This window comes from Desulfurivibrio nitratireducens, from assembly GCF_044068515.1.
In the GTDB taxonomy this organism is placed as follows: domain Bacteria; phylum Desulfobacterota; class Desulfobulbia; order Desulfobulbales; family Desulfurivibrionaceae; genus Desulfurivibrio.
Map to the genome: position 1 here is coordinate 109221 of NZ_JBIPKI010000002.1, position 18610 is coordinate 127830.

Genomic DNA, 18610 nt, shown 5'->3' on the forward strand with positions numbered 1-18610 from the left:
CAGTTCACTGGCATCTGGCCGGGGCTGTTGCCCGGGGAGGGCAACGTTCTGCCGCCGACGATGCTTGATACTCCAATTGTCTAGCAAAATTCAAGATTTATCTCAAGTAAAAAAGCAAACAAGCCAAGCTGGAAGCCCGAAAATAGCAACTTTTTTGCGGCCTGCCGGGCGGGCCCGCAAATGGTTTTCTTGATTTTTCCGGCCCAAAGAGTAAGATATTTATCTTTTGCTTGTTTTCAAAAAACCGACGGGGCTCTTGATCAATGGGGGCCGTCGGCCAACCAGAAAGGCAATGAAATAAATGGCGCTCATCGTACAGAAATTCGGCGGCACCTCGGTCGCCAACCCGGAAAAAATCAAGGCCGTGGCCGAGCGGGTGCTGGCCCGGCAGCGGGAGGGACACCGTCTGGTGGTGGTGCTCTCCGCCATGGCGGGCGAAACCAACCGTTTCGTTGACCTGGCCAACCAGATGCAGAACATTCCCGCCCCCCGGGAACTGGACATGCTATTGGCCACCGGCGAGCAAGTGACCATCTCCCTGTTCGCCATGGCGGTCAAGGAGCTGGGCGGCGACGCCGTTTCCCTGCTGGGCGACCAGGTCAAAATCCATACCGACAACATGCATACCCGGGCCCGGATTCTCGCCATCGACCATGAACTGATCAACAACCATCTCGACCAGGGCCGGGTAGTGGTGGTGGCCGGCTTCCAGGGGGTTACCGAGAGCGGGGAGATCACCACCCTGGGCCGGGGAGGCTCGGACACCACCGCCGTGGCCCTGGCCGCGGCGCTCAAGGCCGATCAATGCGATATCTTTACCGATGTGGAAGGGGTTTACACCACCGATCCCAACATCTGCGCTTCGGCCCGCAAAATTGATCGCATTACCTATGATGAAATGCTGGAACTGGCCAGTCTGGGAGCCAAAGTGCTGGACATCCGCTCCGTCAGTATCGCCAAGCGGCACAAGGTGCCGGTACAGGTTCGTTCAACATTCACCAATACAGAAGGAACATGGGTTGTCGAGGAGGATAAAACCATGGAATCAAATCCGGTCTCCGGGGTTACTTATAATCGCAACGAAGCCCGCATCACGGTGAGCAAACTGCCCGACGTTCCCGGGATCGCCTCGCGGCTGTTCACCCCGGTCGCCAAGGAAGGCATCGTGGTGGACATGATCATTCAGAACACCCGCGACGGCAACCTCACCGACCTCACTTTCACCGTGCCCAAGACCGACTATAAGAGGGCCATGCCCATCGTCGAAAAAACGGCCCGGGAAATCGGGGCGGAAAGGGTCAGCGGTTCGGAAAATATCTGCAAGGTCTCCGTGGTCGGAGTGGGCATGCGCAATCATCCCGGGATCGCCACCACGATGTTCGACGTGCTGGCCCGGGAAGGCATCAATATCGAGATGATCAGCACCTCGGAAATCAAGATATCCTGTGTAATCGATGAAAAATATACCGAACTGGCAGTCCGGGCGCTGCATGACGCCTTCAACCTGCAGGAAAAAGAGGCTTGAATAAATTGCCGCCACCAACGGATAGAGGTGCAGACAAGGCCATGAAAGAATTATTGACCATATACGATACCACCCTGCGGGATGGCACCCAGGCCGAGAACTTCAATCTTTCGGTGGAAGACAAACTGCGGATCACCCTCAAGCTTGATGAGTTGGGGGTCGATTTCGTCGAAGGAGGCTGGCCCGGAGCCAACCCCGCCTCCACCCGATACTTTGAAGAGATTCGCAATTACGACCTGAAGCATACGGTGGTCGCGGCCTTCGGCAGCACCCGCAACTTCAACAACCCGCCGGAGCAGGATCCCAACCTGGCCGCCCTGATTGCCGCCCAGACCCGGGCGATCACCATCTTCGGCAAGAGCTGGGATGTCCATGTCCGCGACGCCCTGCGGATCGAGCTGGCCGACAACCTGCAGATCATCGAGGATTCACTGGCCTTCCTGCGGCCCCACGTTGAATTCCTCTTTTATGACGCCGAGCACTTCTTCGACGGCTTCAAGGCCAACCCCTCATACGCTCTGAGTACCCTGGAACGGGCCATGGCCGGGGGAGCCCAATGCCTGATCCTCTGCGACACCAATGGTGGCACCCTGCCCGGAGAAGTGGCGGCGATTGTCAACGAGGTCCGCCAGCATCTGGCCTCGCTGCCGGTCAAGGCCGGCGCCAAGCCCGGCGCTAAAAAGGGGGGCAAAGCCAAAAAGACCCCGCCCCGGGGCGGCGAAGGGCCGGTTCTGCCGGTTGAACTGGGGATCCATGCCCACAATGACTCGGAGTGTGCGGTGGCCAATTCCCTGATCGCCGTTTCCCTGGGAATCAGCCATATCCAGGGGACTATCAACGGCATCGGCGAACGCTGCGGCAACGCCAACCTGACCTCGATCATGCCCGGTCTGGCCCTGAAAATGAAGCGCTATTTCGCCGCCGCCGAAAATCTGGGCAAGTTGACGGAAACCTCCCGGTTCGTCTCTGAGCTGGGCAATCTGGCCCACAATAAGTATCAACCATACGTGGGCCAGGCGGCCTTTGCCCACAAGGGCGGGATCCATGTCAGCGCGGTCAAGCGCAACCCCCTGACCTATGAGCATATCGTACCGGAACGGGTGGGCAATATCCGCCGGATTCTGATTTCCGACCAAGCCGGGCGCAGCAATATTCTCCACAAGGCCAAAAAATTCGGGATCGACCTGGACAGTCAGGATCCTCTGGTCAGCTCGATTCTGAAAAAACTCAAGGAACTGGAAAACCAGGGATTTCAGTATGAAGGGGCCGAGGCTTCCTTTGAGCTGCTGATGCGCAAGGCCCTGGGTACCCGCAAGGAATATTTCCGGCTCCTCGGTTTTCGGGTCCTCAGCCAAAAGGAACCCGGCGACAATCGCCCGGAGGAAAGAATCCTGGAGGAGGCCACTATCCGCCTTGAGGTGGGGGGCGAGACGGTCCATGCCGCCGCTTTGGGCAATGGCCCGGTCAATGCCTTGGACAACGCCTTGCGCAGGGCCCTGAATGGTTTCTATCCCAGCCTGGCGGCGGTGGAACTGCAGGATTACAAGGTGCGAGTGCTGGCCAGTGAACACGGCACCGGAGCCCGGGTCCGGGTGCTGGTCGAATCCCGCGACGAAACCGCGACCTGGGGCACCGTGGGGGTTTCCCACGATATCATCGAAGCCAGCTGGCAGGCCCTGGTGGACAGTATCACCTACAAGCTGATGAAGGATGAACGCGCCCGTCAGGTCAAGGAATAAAATTCCGGCCCGGCCCCGGAGCGGCCCGGCCGCCCCTTGGGCCGGCGGAGCGTCAAGCAGGAGCCCGCAAACCGTTTCTTTGCTGCTGTTGCTGCTGCTGGGGCTGGGCTTGGGGCTATTCGCCGTTCTGCCCCGGACCGGCCCCCCCGCCACCGTTTCGCCATCGCCCTATCAGTATCAATGGCTCGCCGGTCCCGAGCGGCCCGAGGGTCTTTACCGGCTTGACTCCAGCCCCGCCGAAACGGGGCGGTCTTCCGAGCCGCCTCACCTTGCCATCTTCACTTTTCAGCCCATAGCCGTCAATCGCGCCGATGTCCGGACCCTGGCTTTTTTGCCGGGCATCGGTCCTACCCTGGCCCAACGCATCGTCGACCACCGTGAAAGCAAAGGCTTCTTTGCCAGCAACGAAGATCTGCTGCAGGTCCGCGGGATCGGCCCCAAGACCCTGGAGCGCATCCGCCCCCAGATTACGATTGATTGAGGCTGGTCGGTGGCCTAAAATCAATAATAGCCGGTGGCCCGTCGCAGCCGGACCGGTTAGCGGAGGGCATGGGCCAATCGACAATCCGCATGGCCGGGGATGCGCTGCCCCGATCGAGAAAAAACCAGCTTTAAGACAAGGAGGGAAGAAATGGCACGCAAACTCATGATGATGATCGTTGTTGCGGCCGTGCTGTTGGCCGGCTTAAGCTCGGCCGCGGCCGCCGAACTGTTCCGCCTGGAAAGGATGGTGATCGCGACGGCGGTGGTGGACCGGGAACCCGTCGGCCCGGCCGAATCTTTTGCCGCCGACCTTGACCGGGTGTATGCCTTTATCGAGGCTCGCGAGATCAGGGAGGATACCACGGTCAGCTTTGTCTGGTTCCATCACGGGGTGGAGGTCGCCGCCGTCCCGTTGATTCTGGGCCAGGGCCCTCGCTGGCGGACCTTTTCCTCCATCAACGTCCGGCAGCGGCCCGGGGAGTGGCGGGTCGAGCTGCGGGATCAAGGGAACAATACGGTTCAAAGCGCTGAATTCAGGGTGGAATAGTCCGGATCCGCCGGGCTGGCGTTCCAACCGGATTGTCGGCCCTGGCCCCCCGGAGGGACTCCGGCCTGGGCCGGGGGCAGGGGACCGAGGCAACCTGAAGAGCGGTCTTTAGCGGCCTTGGGCCAGCTCCTCCATGTTGCGCCGGACTATTGCGTATTCCTCAGCCGAAAGTCCGGCCCCCCGGCCCACCATTTCCGCCCGGGCGGCGGTGAGAAAATCTCCCGGCTCATGGGCGTCGGCGTTGATTACCAGGCGTGCCCCCACCGCCCGGGCCAGCGCGGCGACATGGCCGTTGGTCAGGGAATGCCCCTTGCGCCCTGAAAGTTCTAGGAAAACCCCTTTGCGGGCGGCCAGCTCGGCGTCCTCGCGGCTGAGCAGGCCGGGGTGGGCGAGAATGTCGACCCCGGCCTCGATGGCGGCTCGATTGGTGCCGGACGCCACCGGTTCCACCACCGTTTCACCGTGGCCCACCACGATTCGGGCCCCGAGCTGCCGGGCCTGGACGGTCAGTTCGGCAAAGAGGGCCGGCGGTATGTGGGTCAACTCAATGCCGGCAATCAGCCGGGTAGGGGAGTGGGGGTTCAAGGCGGCGGCCGCCGCCACCAGCCGGGGAATAATGAAGTCCAGACTTGATGAGTCGGCGTGATCGGTGATGGCCACGGCGCTGTAGCCCAGCACCGCCACCCGGCGCAAATGTTCCGCCGGAACCAGAGCCCCGTCACTGAACAGGCAGTGGGTATGCAGATCGATCATCGTAAGTCCTCCCCTTTATCAGATTAAATCACCAAGCCAGCATGATGCCGCCTGGCCGCTGAGAAGTCGTGGCTGCCAACCGTCAGGCCAGACGGCCGCGCAGGCTGTGGCGGCAGGCTTCAGCCACCCGGACCGGCAGCAATTGACCCGGCGCCAGTTGCCGATCGCAATCGAAATTGACGATTCGATTGTCGGCACTGCGGCCGCTCCATTGGCGGCCGGCATTTTTGCTCCGCCCTTCCACCATTACTTCCAGGGTTTGTCCCACCAGGGCGGCGCTGATTTCCTGGCTGATCTCATCCTGCCGGGCCTGGAGCCGGGCCAGCCGCTCGCTTTTAACCTCCTCGGGCACCTTGGCTGGGAAATCGGCGGCGACAGCCAGGGGTCGATCAGAGTATTTAAACGAAAAAGCAGAGTCATAGCGCACAAAGTTGATAGTTTCCATGGTTTCGGCAAAATCCGCTTCGCTCTCTCCCGGAAAGCCGACGATGATGTCGGTGGTGATGGCAATATCGGGTCTGGCCCGGCGCAGGGCGGCCACCTTGGCCAAATAGTCGGCCCGGGTGTAATGGCGGTTCATCCGGGCCAGAATCCGGTCGGAGCCCGATTGAACCGGCAGGTGAAAATGGGGGCAGAGTTTGGCGATTTCGGCAAAACACCGGACCAGTTCTGGCGAAAGATCCTTGGGGTGGGAGGTGGTGAAGCGGATCCGGCTGATCCCTTCCACCGCCGCCACCGCCCGCAGCAGGGCAGGAAAGTCCAGAGGATCATGGCCGGTTGCCTGGCGATCCCGGCCATAGGAGTTGACGTTCTGGCCCAGCAGGGTGATTTCCCGCACTCCATGGGCGGCCAGGTGGCTGACCTCGGCCAGGATATCCTCGGGCCGGCGGCTGATCTCCCGTCCCCGGGTGTGGGGAACCACGCAATAAGTGCAGAAATTGTTGCAACCCTGCATGATGGTGACAAAACGCTTGTGAGGCGGGCCGCCGCCATCCATCTTCGGCAGAAAAGGGGGAATGGCAAAATCGGGCCGCAATTCGGTGGCGGCGGTCCGGGCCGCCTTGTCCCGGGCCGCCGCCACCAGTTCGGCCAGCCGGTAAATATTTTGCGGGCCGATTACCAGATCGAGGTGGGGCATCCGCTTAAGCAGGCTTTCTCCGTCCTGCTGGGCCACGCAACCGGCCACCGCGATCACCAGGTCGGGCCGGCGCTCCTTGAGGGCCCGATAGCCGCCCAGCAGGCTGTAGGCCTTCTGGGCGGCCTTGCCCCGGATGCTGCAGGTGTTGACGACAATGCAGTCGGCATCCTCGGCTCGGGCGGTCTCCAGGTAAGAGTCCTCGCCCATGAGCTGGGCCATGATTTCCGAGTCCCGCTCGTTCATCTGGCAGCCGAAGGTTTCAATATAAAGATTTCTGGTTCCAGCCATGTTTCCCGATCATTAAAAATTTTTTTTCCGGAGCGAACAAGCACAGCAATTTCTGAGATTTAAAGCTTATATAATTGTATATTGGCGATTTTAATTAATATAAAAAAGGCATTCACTGGGCATGGGGGGCGGGGCAGGGCGGCGCTGCCAGTTGCGGCTCCAGGGCCGCCAGCAGGGTCGCGACCTCCGTTGCCGCCTCGGGCGGATAGCGCAGCACCACCAGGCCCGTCTTCTCATCCAGGGTGGTGAGTACGGCCAGATTATCATAAGCTTCCAGGATAAAACGAAAAAAACCGATTCGGGCCGGAGCTATGGTCATGGTTCGAGAGGCTAAATTTTGCACTGCCGGTCCTTGGCTGGAATCCTCATGGCCGAAGCGGGGAGGGCCCACACCCTGAAATAAGTTTTAGTCACCGCTAATCCTATACCCGTAGCGAGCTGTCAATGGTTCCCAGCAGGTCGCGATGGGCGGCCAGGCGCGGCTCTACTTCTTCCGCCAGAAATTCTTCGGTCTGGGTTTCCGCCCGGCCGGCAAATTCGGCGGGATTGGCCATCAAGCCTTCCAGCTCGGCCAGGGTGAAGGGCATGTCCTGATCGGCGGCCAGGCGGGCCAGCAAGTCGTTCTCGCCGGCTTCATCCTTGACCTTTTTACCGGCCGCCACCGAGTGCCGCTTGATGATCTCATGCATTTCCTGGCGGCTGGCCCCCTTGCGGACGGCGGCCATCAGGATTTTTTCGGTGGCCATGAAGGGCAGTTCCTGGCGCAGGTGTTTCGCAATTTGTTGCGGATAAACAACCATATCGGAAGTTATATTCATATACAGCCTAAGGATGGCGTCGGTCAACAGAAAGGCCTGGGGAATGTCCATCCGGCGGATGGCGGAGTCATCCAGGGTGCGCTCGAACCACTGGTTGGCAAAGGTGGCGTAAAAATTGGGGACCAGGCCCATAAGTTTGCGGGCCAAGCCGGTCATGCGCTCCGAACGCATGGGATTGCGCTTGTAGGCCATGGCTGAACTGCCCACCTGGTGCTGGGCAAAGGGCTCTTCCTGGACCTTGAGATTGGACAGCAGGCGCAGGTCGACGGCGAATTTGTGGGCCGAGGCCCCGATGCCGGCCAGGACCTCGGCGATTTTTATATCCAGCTTACGGGTATAGGTCTGGCCGGTAACCGGAAAAACCTCGGGAAAACCAAGCTTTCGAGCAACTAGTTCATCCAGCTGCCGCACTTTCCGGTGGTCGCCGCGGAATAGCTCGAAAAAGGTGGCCTGGGTGCCCACGGTACCCTTGGCCCCGCGGGCCTTGATTTGACCTTCGAGCCACTCGAGGGAGTCGAGGTCCATCAGCAGATCCTGGAGGTAGAGGGTGTGGCGCTTGCCCACCGTGGTCGGCTGGGCCGGTTGGTAATGGGTGTAGCCCAGGGTAACTAATCCTTTGTTTTTTCGACAAAAATCAGCCAGGTTGGCGATAACGTGGAGCAGGGCCTTTTTGACCAGCGCCAGAGCCTGTTTTTGCAAAAGCAGGTCGGTGTTGCAGCCGACGAACTGGGAGGTGGCTCCCAGGTGAATAATAGGTTCGGCGGTGGGGCACTGGCGACCGTAGGCGTAAACATGGGCCATGACATCATGGCGAATTTCCTTTTCTTTGGCCGCGGCCAGGTCGAAATCGATATCGGTGGCGTGCTTTTTCAACTCATCGATCATTTCCCGGGTCACCAGGTCATCCAGGCCCAGTTCATGCTGGGCCTCGGCCAGGGCAATCCAGCAGCGCCGCCAGGTGGTGAACTTGCTTCGTTCGGAAAAGATGGCCTGCATTTCCGGGCTGGTGTAACGGCTGACCAGGGGTTCCTGGTAAATATCACGGTTCATCGAATTTCTCCGGTTGCAACAGTTAATGCATTGATTCAGCGTTTTTAAAGTATTCACAATAGCGGCACCGGAACAACGGAGCGCCGGGGCCTTTTGTACCAGAATTTAACGGAAAAAGCTTGTGAAACCACCACCGGGTTCGGGCCGGTAGTTCAGAGGGATTGTTTGCCGTTCAGTTTAAGCCGGCCTACAGGTTTTCCTGATTACTACCATCGATAAAACCGGGGGCAAGCCAAGCCCGATGGCCCGACCAGTTTCCCCTGCTGCCCGGAATTATTTTATCAATGTCGCATAATGTATATTATGTATAGTTAGATAAAGCATGTAACTACAAAGGCTTGTGAAACAAGCCGTCCTGTAGGGCTTGTCCCCCCTCTTCGCCGTCGCAAGCTCGGAGGTTTTTGGTCGGTAACCGTTTGCGGGTCCCTGGGATCAGTTCAGGTGATGGTTGAAACGGATTTACTCTGGAGTTGCCAGGAGACCTGCCCCTGGTAAAAGTTGCGGCGGAGGGTAAAAATCAGCTCCACTGTCCGGCTGCTAAGCTCGGGATCGATCGCGCCATAATCGAAGGCAATGCCCGGCAGGCAAAGATCCGGCTGTTGCCAGTGGAAGCGGAGATGGTTGCGCCCGGCCAGGGTCGGCCGGGTTAATCTCCCCCGAACCTGAAAAATCGGCTCGGGGTTGCCGGAACCGAACGGTTCCAGGAGATGATATATGCTGGTTAAATATCTGTCTATGCGCCCTTCCGGGAATGACCAGTCGATGCTGAGCGCTTCCCGGGCCGGCATGGTGGCCAGGCGCTGGCCCGTTTCCCGGTCGAGTTGGCGCCGGAAGATCTCGAGCTTATCCTTCTGCAGGCTCAGGCCCAGGGCGGCGGCATGACCGCCGTAACCCAGCAGCAGTTCCTCACAGTTGCCGACCGCCGCCAGCAGATCCAAGCCCTCGATGCTGCGGCCCGATCCTTTAATGATTCCCTCCTCCTCGCCCAGCAGGATCACCGGCCGGTCAAAATCTCTTACCAGCCTGCTGGCGGCAATCCCCAGGACTCCCGGATGCCAGCTTGGGTCGGAATAAATTAGAATATTGAGGTCTTGCCGCTCGGCCTGGCCGGCCTGACGGCGCACATCCAGGTAGATGTTTTCGCTCAGCTCCCGCCGCCAGCGGTTGAGCTTTTCCAGTTCGGCCGCCAAGGCGGCGGCCTCTCGTTCATCGTCGGTTATCAGCAGGCGAAAGGCGGTTTCCGGCGCGGCAACCCGGCCGGCCGCATTGAGCCGGGGCGCCAGGGCAAATGAAATGTCCTCGGAGCAAAGCGCCCTGCCCTGGCCCTTTGTTCCCTTTAACCCAGCGGGAATTCCGGCAATTTCGGCCAGGGCGGCCAAGCCCGGCCTGGTGGTGGCCTGCAGAACCTCCAGCCCGGCCCGGACCAGAATCCGGTTGACGCCCCGCAAAGGGACCATGTCGGCCACGGTCCCCAAGGCCACTAAATCGAGATACTCCTTGAGGTTGGGCTGAGTCCCGGCGGCCCAGAAGCCCTCCCGGGCCAGTTGGCGGCGCAGCCCCATCAGCAGGTAGAAGGCCACCCCGACTCCGGCCAGATTCTTGCATGGAAAGGGACAGCCCGGCTGGTGGGGATTGAGAATGGCGGCGGCCGGCGGCAATTGCGGCGGGGGGCGATGGTGGTCGGTGACAATCACCGTGAAACCAAGGTCGTTGGCGGCGGCAATCGCCTGGTGGTCGCTGATGCCGCAGTCCACGGTGAGCAGCAGCGGCCGGGCGGCGGTGGGGAGTTGGCGAAGCAGTTCCGCCAGCAGACGGGCGTGGACCCCGTAGCCGTCCTCGAGGCGATGGGGCAACAGGTAGTGGAGCTGTCGATGTCCTTGGGCCTGCAAAAAGGTGTAGAGCAGGGCCCCGGCGGTAAGCCCGTCGGCATCATAATCGGCATAGATTACAATCGGTTGGCTGCTGCCCAGAGCGCTCGTCAGCAGTTCTACGGCCGAACCCATGCCCAGCAGCAGGTCAGGATCGGGCAAATCGGCCAGGTTGGGGTGGAGAAAGGCTCTGATTCGCTCTTCATCGCGATAGCCGCGGCGCCAGAGAACCGCGACCAGGGCCGCGGGCAGGTTGAGCCGGGCGGCCAGGCCGCGGCAAAGTTCCCCGGCCCCTTCTTGCTCCCCTTCCGCCGCAGAGCCGGTTTCCGGCGCAAAATACATTAACAGTCACACTTAATGTTTTGAATTTAGGAGTTATTATCGCCGTCAGAACTCTTTCCCAAGGCCTGAAAGCCGATTACCAGGTAATGGGCGCAGGAGAGCAGAGTCAGAAAGGCGGTGGCGAAGATCAGGTAATCCTGCAAAAAAAGCAGGGGCTGGATATAGGCCAAGCCGAGAAAATAGGCCACGGTGAGTAATTGCATAACGGTGGTCAGCTTGCTGGTATAGGTGGGGGCGATCTGCAGCCGGCGGTCATTGAGGATCAGGATGGCGAAGCCGACCACGATAATCAGGTCGCGGCTGACCACCAAAACCGTAAGCCAGCGGGGAATGACCTCGATCACCGCCAGAATGACAAAGGCCGTGACCAGCAGGGCCTTGTCGGCCACCGGATCAAGAATGGCCCCCAGGCGGGTTTTCTGTTTGAGCAGGCGGGCCAGGAATCCGTCCAGGCCGTCGCTGATCCCGGCAATGATAAAAACCAGCAAGGCATAGCTGTATTGCTCTTCCAGCAGGAAGATCGCCAGCAGGGGCACCAGCAGGATGCGGATAACGGTAATCAGGTTGGGAATATTCATATTTTTTGCTCGAGCAGCAGCTTGATCTGCTCCGTCTCGCCAGGATCATACCAGTGAATGTTCTCCATGCGCCTGAACCAGGTGAACTGGCGTTTGGCGTAGCGCCTGGTATCACGGGCCATCAGCTCCTTGGCCTCCTCCAGGGGGTAACGGCCGCTCAGGTAATCCACCATGTGGCGATAGCCGATGGCCTGCATCGGCGCTAACTCAGGCCCGTAACCACGGGCCAGCAGACCGGCGACCTCGTCGATCAGGCCCTGGGCCAGCATGGTCTCCACCCGCCGGTTGATCCGTTCATACAAAATATCCCGCTCCGAGGCAAGCCCGATCACCGGCACTTCAGCCGCCAGCAGGGCCTGCTGGCGGTTGCGGCGCAGATGCTCCGACCAGCTGAGGCCGCTGGCGTAAAAAATTTCCAGGGCCCGCAGCAGGCGCTGGCGGTCATGGGGATGAATACGGCAAGCCGATGGGGGATCGATGGTTGCCAGCTCGGCATGCAGGGCGGCGGGCCCTTCCCTCTCAAGCCTGTTCTTTAAATTTAACCTTAATTCAGGATCATATTGATCAAACTTAAATATTCCCTCCAGCAAACCGCGCAGGTAGAGACCGGTGCCGCCGGTGAAAAGGGCCGCCCTGCCCCGCTCCCGGATGGCGGCCAGGGCCGCGGCGGCATCGGCCAGGAAGCGGGCCAGGCTGTAGTCTTCGTCCGGGTCGACGATATCAATAAGATGATGGGGAACTTGCCGCCGCTCCTCCGGGCTGGCCTTGGCGGTGCCGATGTCAAGGTAGCGGTAAACCTGCATGGAATCGACACTGATGATCTCGGCATTATATTTATGGGCCAGTTCCAGGGCCAGGGCGGTTTTCCCCACCGCGGTGGGACCGACCAGACAGAAAACGGTTGTTGGCTCCCGGTTTTTTCGGTAAACTTCTTGGTCTTTCATGCTTCCCCAGTCTCTTTCCGATTCACCTGGTCCATATAAGGAGAACCAACCCATGCCGGAGCGTATTTTCAATTTCAGTCCGGGCCCGGCCACTCTGCCGCCGGAAGTTTTGCGCCAGGCCGCCCGGGATATCATCAACTACCGGGATCTCGGCATGAGCATCATCGAGATGAGCCACCGCTCCAAGCCCTTCATGGCGGTGGTCGATGAAGCCGAGCGACTGCTCCGCGAGTTAATGGATATCCCCGCCAATTACAAGGTTCTTTTTCTCCAGGGCGGGGCCTCGACCCAGTTCGCCATGGTACCGATGAACCTGCTGGGAGCGGGCCAGAAGGCCTGCTATCTCAATACCGGGGTCTGGGCCAAGAAGGCGATCAAGGAAGCCAAGCTGTTCGGCGAGATCGATGTGGCCTATTCCAGTGAAGGCGAAACCTACAACCACGTCCCGGCCGCCGGCGACTACCAGGTTGATCCGGCCGCCGAGTACCTTTATTTTGTGTCCAATAATACCATTTACGGCACCCAGTTCCAGAGCTTTCCCAGCGCCCATGTGCCGCTGGTCTGCGATATGTCTTCGGATATCCTCTCGCGGCCCTTCGATATCCGGCCCTTCGGCCTGGTTTTTGCCGGCGCTCAGAAGAACATGGGCCCGGCCGGAGTGACGGTGGTAATCGTCCGGGAGGATCTGCTGGACCGGGCCCCGGACAACCTGCCGACCATGTTCAAGTACCGGACCCACGCCGACAAGGGCTCGATGTTCAACACCCCGCCCTGCTTCGCCATCTACACGGTGGGCCTGGTCCTGCAGTGGCTCAGGGACCTGGGGGGGCTGGCGGCCATCGAGCGGATCAACCGGGAAAAGGCCGCCCTGCTCTACGATGCCATCGACCGGCTCGATTTTTACCGCGGCCACGCCCGTCCCGAATCCCGTTCCCTGATGAACGTGACCTTCAACCTGCCCACCCCGGAACTGGAGGCCAAGTTCATCAAGGAAGCCACCGCCCTGGGCCTCGACGGACTCAAGGGGCATCGTTCGGTGGGCGGCTGCCGGGCCTCGATCTACAACGCCTTCCCCCGCCAGGGCGTGGAAAAACTGGTCGAATTCATGGAGAAGTTTGCCGGCAACAATTGAAATGCTGCAGATATATTCTTGCAAATTCAGTAATTTAAACCTCCAGCAGCACCCCCTTGGGCGGCAGGCGGACCGGGCCCGGCCGGTCAAGCCGGCCCGGCAAGCGCCCCAAGCCACGGTGCTGTTGGAGCTTTAAGCATGGATTACCAGGGCGCCCATCTTATCCGCCCCCCAAGCGAGGCGGACAGCATCATTCTCCAGGTCACGGTGGGCTGTTCCCACAACCGTTGCACCTTCTGCGCCACCTACAAGGCCGAAAAGTTCCGCCTCAAGGATGAAGCGATTATCCGGGCCGACCTCGATTTCGCCGCCCGTTACTGCCGCCGCCAGCATCGGCTCTTCCTGGCCGATGGGGACGTCCTGATTCTCCCCCAGCACCGCTTGCGCGCCCTGTTGCTGGCCATCCGCAAACGATTGCCCTGGGTCAAACGGGTAAGCCTCTACGCCAACGCCAAGGCGGTGCGGAGCAAGAGCCGCCAGGATCTGGCCGAACTAGCCGCCCTGGGCCTGGACCGGGTTTATCTGGGCCTGGAAAGCGGCCATGATGCTACCCTGGCCGCCATCCGCAAGGGGGCCGCTGCCGCCGGCCTGATCGCCGCCGGCCAGGCCGTGCGCCAGGCCGGTCTCTTTCTCTCGGTCACCGCCCTGCTGGGCATCGCCGGGGCGGCGGCTTCAACGGCCCATGCCGAGGCCACCGGCCGGGTACTCGGGGCCATGCAGCCCAACCAGATCGGCATTCTGACCCTGATGCTGCTGCCGGGCACCCCCCTTTACGAAGACGCCCGCCGGGGCTTGTTCGCCCTTCCCGACCAGGCCGGCCTGCTCCGGGAACTGCGCCTGATGGTGGCCAGCCTGGGCGATTGCCGCTGTCAGTTGCAGAGCAATCACCCTTCCAATTATCTCAGCATCAACGCCCGCCTGCCCAAGGACCGGGAAAGGGTGCTGGCCGCCATCGACCGGGCCCTGGCCGGCGAGATCAGCCTGCGCCCGGAGGGCCTGCGGGCCCTCTGAAAGCCATTAAGGATATGGCTGTTCCCAAAGCAGTTCCGCCGTCGGCGGCTTATTCAAACAGGTGGCTGAATTCGCCGTAACCGGCCGCAGCCAGCTCCTCCCGGGGAATAAAGCGCAGGGCCGCCGAGTTGATGCAGTAGCGCAGGCCGGTGGGCGGCGGTCCGTCGGGGAAGACGTGGCCGAGATGGGAATCGGCCTGGCGGCTCCGCACCTCGGTGCGGACCTGGAAGAGGCGCCGGTCCTTACGCTCGACGATGTTTTTCTTAACCAGGGGCCGGCTGAAGCTCGGCCAGCCGGTGCCGGAATCATACTTGTCCCGCGAACTGAACAACGGTTCGCCGGAAACGATATCGACGTAGATCCCCTCGCGCTTATTGTCCCAGTACTCGTTGGCAAAGGCCGGCTCGGTGCCGTCTTGCTGGGTGACCCGGTACTGCAGGGGGGTAAGCCGCTCCCGCAGCTCCCGTTCGCTCCAGGCTTTGCCCTCGGTGTCCCAAACCTCGGCCAGAAAGCGATCCCGGCCGGAGCCGGCCCGGTAGAACTTGTAACGCAGGGGATTTTTGCGATAATAAGCCTGGTGGTATTCCTCGGCCGGATAAAAAGTCTGGGCGGGGATAATCGGGGTGACAATCGGCTTGGTGAAAACCCCGCGCTGGGCCAAAGCTTCTTTGGACTTTTCCGCCAGTTGCCGCTGTTCCTCGTCATGGTAAAAGATCGCCGTCGAATAGGCCCGGCCCCGGTCGGCGAACTGGCCGTCGGGGTCGGTGGGATCGATCTGGCGCCAGAAAACGTCAAGCAACTCCGGATAAGAGATGCGTTGAGGATCGAAGACGATTTCCACCGCTTCGATATGGCCGGCGGCGGCGTAATCCTCGTAGGTGGGGTTGGTGCTGCGACCGCCGGTGTAGCCGACGGTCACCGCCAGAACCCCGTCCAGTTGGGCAAAAGGTTTTTCCAGGCACCAGAAGCAGCCCCCGGCCAGGGTGGCCTTGGCCGCGTTTGCCGGCCCTGGGCCGTTGACCGCCACCCGGCCACTGGCCAGCATGGTCACCCCCCAGCCGAAGAGCATAAAAAGAATCAGCAGCAGCAAGAGCTTCATCACATTTCTTCCTTTGGTAAAATTACTGTTAACACTTTAAGCATCCTCAGGGGGAAAGCAACGAGAGCCCGGCAGGAGCCGTCCGGTTACTTGAGAGCCCGACCAGCCTGGCAGTCTGCTGGAAAATTTGACATTTTGCCTTATTCGGGCCAGCCTGGCAAAGCAGCCGGTTGGGCATCATGAACCGCCTGAGGAGAATTAAATGATCGGGGCAATCGCCGGAGACATAATCGGTTCGGTTTATGAGCATGCTCCCCTTAAGAGCAAGGATTTCCCCCTCTTTGGCCGGGGTTGCCGTTTCACCGATGACACCGTGCTCACCATTGCCGTGGCGGCGGCTATCCTTACCGGCCGGCCTTACCGGGAAACCCTGCGGGAGTTCGGCCAACGCTATCCCGCCGCCGGCTACGGAGGATCCTTTTACCGCTGGCTGCAAGCGGAGAACCCGCAGCCTTACAACAGTTGGGGCAACGGGGCGGCGATGCGGGTCAGCCCCGTTGGCTTTGCCTGCGCCACGGCGGCAGAGGTCTTGGCCGAGGCAGCCCGGAGTGCCGCCTGCACCCACAACCACCCCGAGGGCATCAAGGGGGCCCAGGCCGCCGCCCTGGCGGTTTTTCTGGCCAGGACCGGCAACTCCCGGGAAGAAATTCGGGCGGAGATCGCCACCCGCTTCGGCTATGATCTCAGTCGCACCGTGGCCGCAATCCGGCCCGGCTACTCCTTTGATATCTCCTGCCAGGGCACGGTGCCCGAGGCGCTTATCGCCTTCCTGGACTCGACTTCCTACGAAGACGCGATCCGCAACGCGGTCTCGCTGGGCGGGGACAGCGACACCCTGGCCTGTATCAGCGGCGGCATCGCCGAAACCTTCTACGGCGGCGTGCCGGCCGCGATCGCCGGCCCGGCGATCCAATACCTTACTCCTGATCTGCGCCGCGTCTACGAACAATTTTACCGGCAGTACGACATGATAAAATGACAACAGCATGCTCTTTAACCCCGGTAGTCCGCCCCCGGTCCGGCCGGGACCCCGGCGCCAAATTTTGCTCGCCATCCCCAAGCCGATAACGTATAAGGAAGCGGCGTTGCCCGCCGGGTTGCCGCTACTCCTTTTTGCCCCCCAGAGGGCCTCTGATAATGGAAAAAATCGATCTTAAAAATCTGACCCTGCCCGAACTTACCGCCTGGGTGGAAAGCCTGGACCTGAAACCTTTCCGGGCCCGGCAGATCTTTGCCTGGATTCACCGCCCGGGCTTCAGCGATTTTGGCCAGATGACCGATATCGCCAAGCACGTTCGCCAGCTTTTGGCGGAGAAGGCTTATCTCAGCCGGCTGGTGCCGGCCAAAGTCGAGTGTTCATCGGACGGGACGGTCAAATTCGCCTTCCGCCTGGAAGACGGCCAGCTCATCGAAAGCGTGCTGATTCCGGAAGAAGACCGCAACACCCTCTGTGTCTCCTCCCAGGTGGGCTGCGCCATGGGCTGCAATTTCTGTCTCACCGGCACCCTGGGCTTCAAGCGCAACCTGACGGCGGCGGAAATCGTCGGCCAGGTCGATGCCGCCCTGGTCTGGCTGCAGGACAGGGGCGGCTCCGGCAAGGGGGTCAACAATCTGGTCTTCATGGGGATGGGCGAGCCCCTGCTCAACTTCGACAACCTGATCCGGGCTATCCAGATCCTGATGGAGCAGCGGGCCCACGATTTTTCCGGCCGCCGGATCACCGTTTCCACCTGCGGGATCGTCCCTAAAATGAAGGAACTGGGCGAAAAGGTGCCGGTCAACCTGGCGGTTTCCCTGCACGCGGCGGATAACGAGACCCGTGACCGGCTGATGCCGATCAACCGGACCTACCCCCTGGAAGAACTGCTCAAGGCCTGCCGGGAATACCCCTTGCCGCCGCGGCGGCGAATCATGATCGAGTATGCCATGCTCAAAGGGATCAACGATTCCCCGGCCGCCGCCCGGCTGCTGGTCAAGAAGCTGCATGGGATCCGCTGCAAAATCAACATCCTGCCCTACAACGCAAGCCCCGACTTTCCCTACGAGAGACCCGATGACGAAACCATCGAGGCCTTTCGCCAGATTTTACGCCAGGCCGGCCACACCACCCTGCTCCGCAGCAGCCGGGGCTCGGATATCTCCGCCGCCTGCGGCCAGCTGGCCGGCTGAAGGCGCGACCGCACCGCATCTTTGGGCGATCAGGTCGGCTCACATAACAGGCTATGGTTCGCCCCCCTGCTTGCCCAAATCTGCGGCACGGTCGCACCTTCAGCCAATCTATGGTTTTTCGGGAGCTTTGATCTCTGCTCCACCTTGCCGATACCAAGGCTGGATGACCGGCCCCACCGGCTCCGTGGGCGATCAGGTCGGCTCACATAACAGGCTATGGTTCGCCCCCCTGCTTGCCCAAATCTGCGGCACGGTCGCACCTTCAGCCAATCTATGGTTTTTCGGGAGCTTTGATCTCTGCTCCACCTTGCCGATACCAAGGCAGGATGACCGGCCCCTCCGGCTCCGTGGGCGATCAGGTCGGCTCAGATAGCAGGCCGCCCCCCTGCTGGTCCCAATTCGTGGCTAAGGCTTGGGCCGGTTTCCGGGGTCGAGGGGCAACTGCCAGTTGATCGGGGCTTGACCGTGGGCTTCCAGATAACGGTTGGCCTGGGAGAAATGGCGGCAGCCGAAGAAGCCGCGGTGGGCGGAGAGGGGTGAGGGGTGCGGGGCCTGGAGGACCAGGTGCTTGTCGCGGTCGACAAAGGCCCCTTTTTTTTGGGCGTAGCTGCCCCAGAGCATAAACACCAGGTGTTCCCGCTCATCGTTGAGCAGGTGCACGATGCGGTCGGTGAATTGCTCCCAGCCCTTGCCCTGGTGGGAGCCGGCCTTCCATTGTTCAACGCTGAGAGTGGCATTGAGCAGCAGGACCCCCTGCTCGGCCCAGCTTTGCAAAAAACCGTGGCTGGGGATGATAAAACCGACGTCCTCCTTGAGCTCCTTGTAGATATTGAGGAGCGAGGGAGGAATGGCCACTCCCGGGCGCACCGAAAAACAGAGGCCGTGGGCCTGGTTGGGGCCATGGTAGGGATCCTGGCCCAGGATCACCACCTTGACCCGGTCAAAGGGGGTCAGGTCAAGGGCGGCGAACATCTCCTTGCCCCGGGGGTAAATATTCTTGCCGGCCCCCAGTTCCCCCTGGAGAAATTTTTTCAGATTCTGCATATAGGGGCGGGCAAACTCGTCCAGCAGCAAATTCTTCCAGGATGCTTCCAGTTGAATCCGATCAGCCTCCGCCATAATCACC

The 18610-nt window shown here is 60.8% G+C and carries 17 protein-coding genes; 8 read left to right on the top strand and 9 right to left on the bottom strand.

Annotation, left to right across the window (positions count from 1 at the left end; translation table 11 throughout):
• Positions 1–301 precede the first annotated feature (301 nt).
• The 4 genes from ACHHTY_RS01795 to ACHHTY_RS01810 all read left to right on the top strand — a co-directional run bounded on the left by ACHHTY_RS01795 (position 302) and on the right by ACHHTY_RS01810 (position 4294).
• A complete protein-coding gene (locus tag ACHHTY_RS01795; protein WP_395492337.1) occupies positions 302–1525 on the top strand; it encodes an aspartate kinase in 1224 nt (407 codons plus the stop codon).
• Between the two features lie 41 nt (positions 1526–1566).
• The gene (gene cimA, locus ACHHTY_RS01800) at positions 1567–3264 is read left to right on the top strand and encodes a citramalate synthase (protein WP_395492338.1); all 1698 of its coding nucleotides are present in this window, start codon (positions 1567–1569) and stop codon (positions 3262–3264) included.
• A gap of 79 nt (positions 3265–3343) precedes the next feature.
• Positions 3344–3745, top strand: a complete 402-nt coding sequence (locus ACHHTY_RS01805) for a ComEA family DNA-binding protein (RefSeq protein WP_395492339.1) — start codon at positions 3344–3346, stop codon at positions 3743–3745.
• Positions 3746–3895: 150 nt separating this feature from the next.
• Complete coding sequence (locus ACHHTY_RS01810; protein ID WP_395492340.1) at positions 3896–4294, top strand: DUF2914 domain-containing protein; 399 nt, start codon at positions 3896–3898, stop codon at positions 4292–4294.
• A 108-nt stretch (positions 4295–4402) separates the two neighbouring features.
• On the opposite strand, the gene ACHHTY_RS01815 is transcribed toward ACHHTY_RS01810, so the two are convergent.
• The 7 genes from ACHHTY_RS01815 to miaA form a co-directional block, all read right to left on the bottom strand.
• The gene (locus ACHHTY_RS01815; protein WP_395492341.1) at positions 4403–5047 is read right to left on the bottom strand and encodes a histidinol phosphate phosphatase domain-containing protein; all 645 of its coding nucleotides are present in this window, start codon (positions 5045–5047) and stop codon (positions 4403–4405) included.
• Positions 5048–5129: 82 nt separating this feature from the next.
• Positions 5130–6473, bottom strand: coding sequence for a tRNA (N6-isopentenyl adenosine(37)-C2)-methylthiotransferase MiaB (miaB, locus tag ACHHTY_RS01820; RefSeq protein ID WP_395492342.1), 1344 nt, complete (start codon positions 6471–6473; stop codon positions 5130–5132).
• A 112-nt stretch (positions 6474–6585) separates the two neighbouring features.
• Positions 6586–6792, bottom strand: coding sequence for a DUF4911 domain-containing protein (locus ACHHTY_RS01825; protein WP_395492343.1), 207 nt, complete (start codon positions 6790–6792; stop codon positions 6586–6588).
• 103 nt (positions 6793–6895) lie between these two features.
• Positions 6896–8341, bottom strand: a complete 1446-nt coding sequence (purB, locus tag ACHHTY_RS01830) for an adenylosuccinate lyase (RefSeq protein ID WP_395492344.1) — start codon at positions 8339–8341, stop codon at positions 6896–6898.
• Positions 8342–8778: 437 nt separating this feature from the next.
• Positions 8779–10551, bottom strand: a complete 1773-nt coding sequence (gene recJ / locus ACHHTY_RS01835) for a single-stranded-DNA-specific exonuclease RecJ (RefSeq protein ID WP_395492345.1) — start codon at positions 10549–10551, stop codon at positions 8779–8781.
• 26 nt (positions 10552–10577) lie between these two features.
• Positions 10578–11129, bottom strand: coding sequence for a CDP-diacylglycerol--glycerol-3-phosphate 3-phosphatidyltransferase (gene pgsA / locus ACHHTY_RS01840; protein WP_395492346.1), 552 nt, complete (start codon positions 11127–11129; stop codon positions 10578–10580).
• Positions 11126–12073 carry a tRNA (adenosine(37)-N6)-dimethylallyltransferase MiaA gene (gene miaA / locus ACHHTY_RS01845; protein ID WP_395492347.1) on the bottom strand — a complete coding sequence of 316 codons (948 nt, stop codon included), beginning with the start codon at positions 12071–12073 and terminating at the stop codon, positions 11126–11128. The genes pgsA and miaA overlap by 4 nt, the downstream gene beginning before the upstream one ends.
• Before the next feature lie 52 nt (positions 12074–12125).
• On the opposite strand from miaA, the gene serC reads away from it, so the two are divergent.
• The gene (gene serC / locus ACHHTY_RS01850; protein WP_395492348.1) at positions 12126–13205 is read left to right on the top strand and encodes a 3-phosphoserine/phosphohydroxythreonine transaminase; all 1080 of its coding nucleotides are present in this window, start codon (positions 12126–12128) and stop codon (positions 13203–13205) included.
• Positions 13206–13343: 138 nt separating this feature from the next.
• Positions 13344–14216, top strand: coding sequence for a radical SAM protein (locus tag ACHHTY_RS01855; protein ID WP_395492349.1), 873 nt, complete (start codon positions 13344–13346; stop codon positions 14214–14216).
• Positions 14217–14265: 49 nt separating this feature from the next.
• Here the strand turns inward: ACHHTY_RS01855 and msrB are convergent, their stop codons facing one another.
• Positions 14266–15315 carry a peptide-methionine (R)-S-oxide reductase MsrB gene (msrB, locus tag ACHHTY_RS01860; protein WP_395492350.1) on the bottom strand — a complete coding sequence of 350 codons (1050 nt, stop codon included), beginning with the start codon at positions 15313–15315 and terminating at the stop codon, positions 14266–14268.
• A gap of 202 nt (positions 15316–15517) precedes the next feature.
• Between msrB and ACHHTY_RS01865 the strand changes: the two genes are divergently transcribed.
• Together ACHHTY_RS01865 and rlmN are read left to right on the top strand one after the other, a co-directional pair.
• Positions 15518–16294, top strand: a complete 777-nt coding sequence (locus ACHHTY_RS01865) for an ADP-ribosylglycohydrolase family protein (RefSeq protein WP_395492351.1) — start codon at positions 15518–15520, stop codon at positions 16292–16294.
• A 152-nt stretch (positions 16295–16446) separates the two neighbouring features.
• Entirely contained in the window at positions 16447–17484 is a 1038-nt protein-coding gene (gene rlmN, locus ACHHTY_RS01870) for a dual-specificity RNA methyltransferase RlmN (RefSeq protein ID WP_395492402.1), read from the top strand.
• A gap of 405 nt (positions 17485–17889) precedes the next feature.
• On the opposite strand, the gene ung is transcribed toward rlmN, so the two are convergent.
• Entirely contained in the window at positions 17890–18603 is a 714-nt protein-coding gene (gene ung, locus ACHHTY_RS01875; protein WP_395492352.1) for a uracil-DNA glycosylase, read from the bottom strand.
• Between the last annotated feature and the right edge of the window lie 7 nt (positions 18604–18610).

Excerpts from the sequence above, each read along its gene's own strand:
- ACHHTY_RS01795 (WP_395492337.1), top strand. The coding sequence starts at position 302 with ATGGCGCTCATCGTACAGAAATTCGGCGGCACCTCGGTCGCCAACCCG.
- cimA (WP_395492338.1), top strand. The coding sequence starts at position 1,567 with ATGAAAGAATTATTGACCATATACGATACCACCCTGCGGGATGGCACC.
- ACHHTY_RS01810 (WP_395492340.1), top strand. The coding sequence starts at position 3,896 with ATGGCACGCAAACTCATGATGATGATCGTTGTTGCGGCCGTGCTGTTG.
- ACHHTY_RS01815 (WP_395492341.1), bottom strand. The coding sequence starts at position 5,047 with ATGATCGATCTGCATACCCACTGCCTGTTCAGTGACGGGGCTCTGGTT.
- miaB (WP_395492342.1), bottom strand. The coding sequence starts at position 6,473 with ATGGCTGGAACCAGAAATCTTTATATTGAAACCTTCGGCTGCCAGATG.
- ACHHTY_RS01825 (WP_395492343.1), bottom strand. The coding sequence starts at position 6,792 with ATGACCATAGCTCCGGCCCGAATCGGTTTTTTTCGTTTTATCCTGGAA.
- purB (WP_395492344.1), bottom strand. The coding sequence starts at position 8,341 with ATGAACCGTGATATTTACCAGGAACCCCTGGTCAGCCGTTACACCAGC.
- recJ (WP_395492345.1), bottom strand. The coding sequence starts at position 10,551 with ATGTATTTTGCGCCGGAAACCGGCTCTGCGGCGGAAGGGGAGCAAGAA.
- pgsA (WP_395492346.1), bottom strand. The coding sequence starts at position 11,129 with ATGAATATTCCCAACCTGATTACCGTTATCCGCATCCTGCTGGTGCCC.
- miaA (WP_395492347.1), bottom strand. The coding sequence starts at position 12,073 with ATGAAAGACCAAGAAGTTTACCGAAAAAACCGGGAGCCAACAACCGTT.
- serC (WP_395492348.1), top strand. The coding sequence starts at position 12,126 with ATGCCGGAGCGTATTTTCAATTTCAGTCCGGGCCCGGCCACTCTGCCG.
- ACHHTY_RS01855 (WP_395492349.1), top strand. The coding sequence starts at position 13,344 with ATGGATTACCAGGGCGCCCATCTTATCCGCCCCCCAAGCGAGGCGGAC.
- msrB (WP_395492350.1), bottom strand. The coding sequence starts at position 15,315 with ATGAAGCTCTTGCTGCTGCTGATTCTTTTTATGCTCTTCGGCTGGGGG.
- ACHHTY_RS01865 (WP_395492351.1), top strand. The coding sequence starts at position 15,518 with ATGATCGGGGCAATCGCCGGAGACATAATCGGTTCGGTTTATGAGCAT.
- ung (WP_395492352.1), bottom strand. The coding sequence starts at position 18,603 with ATGGCGGAGGCTGATCGGATTCAACTGGAAGCATCCTGGAAGAATTTG.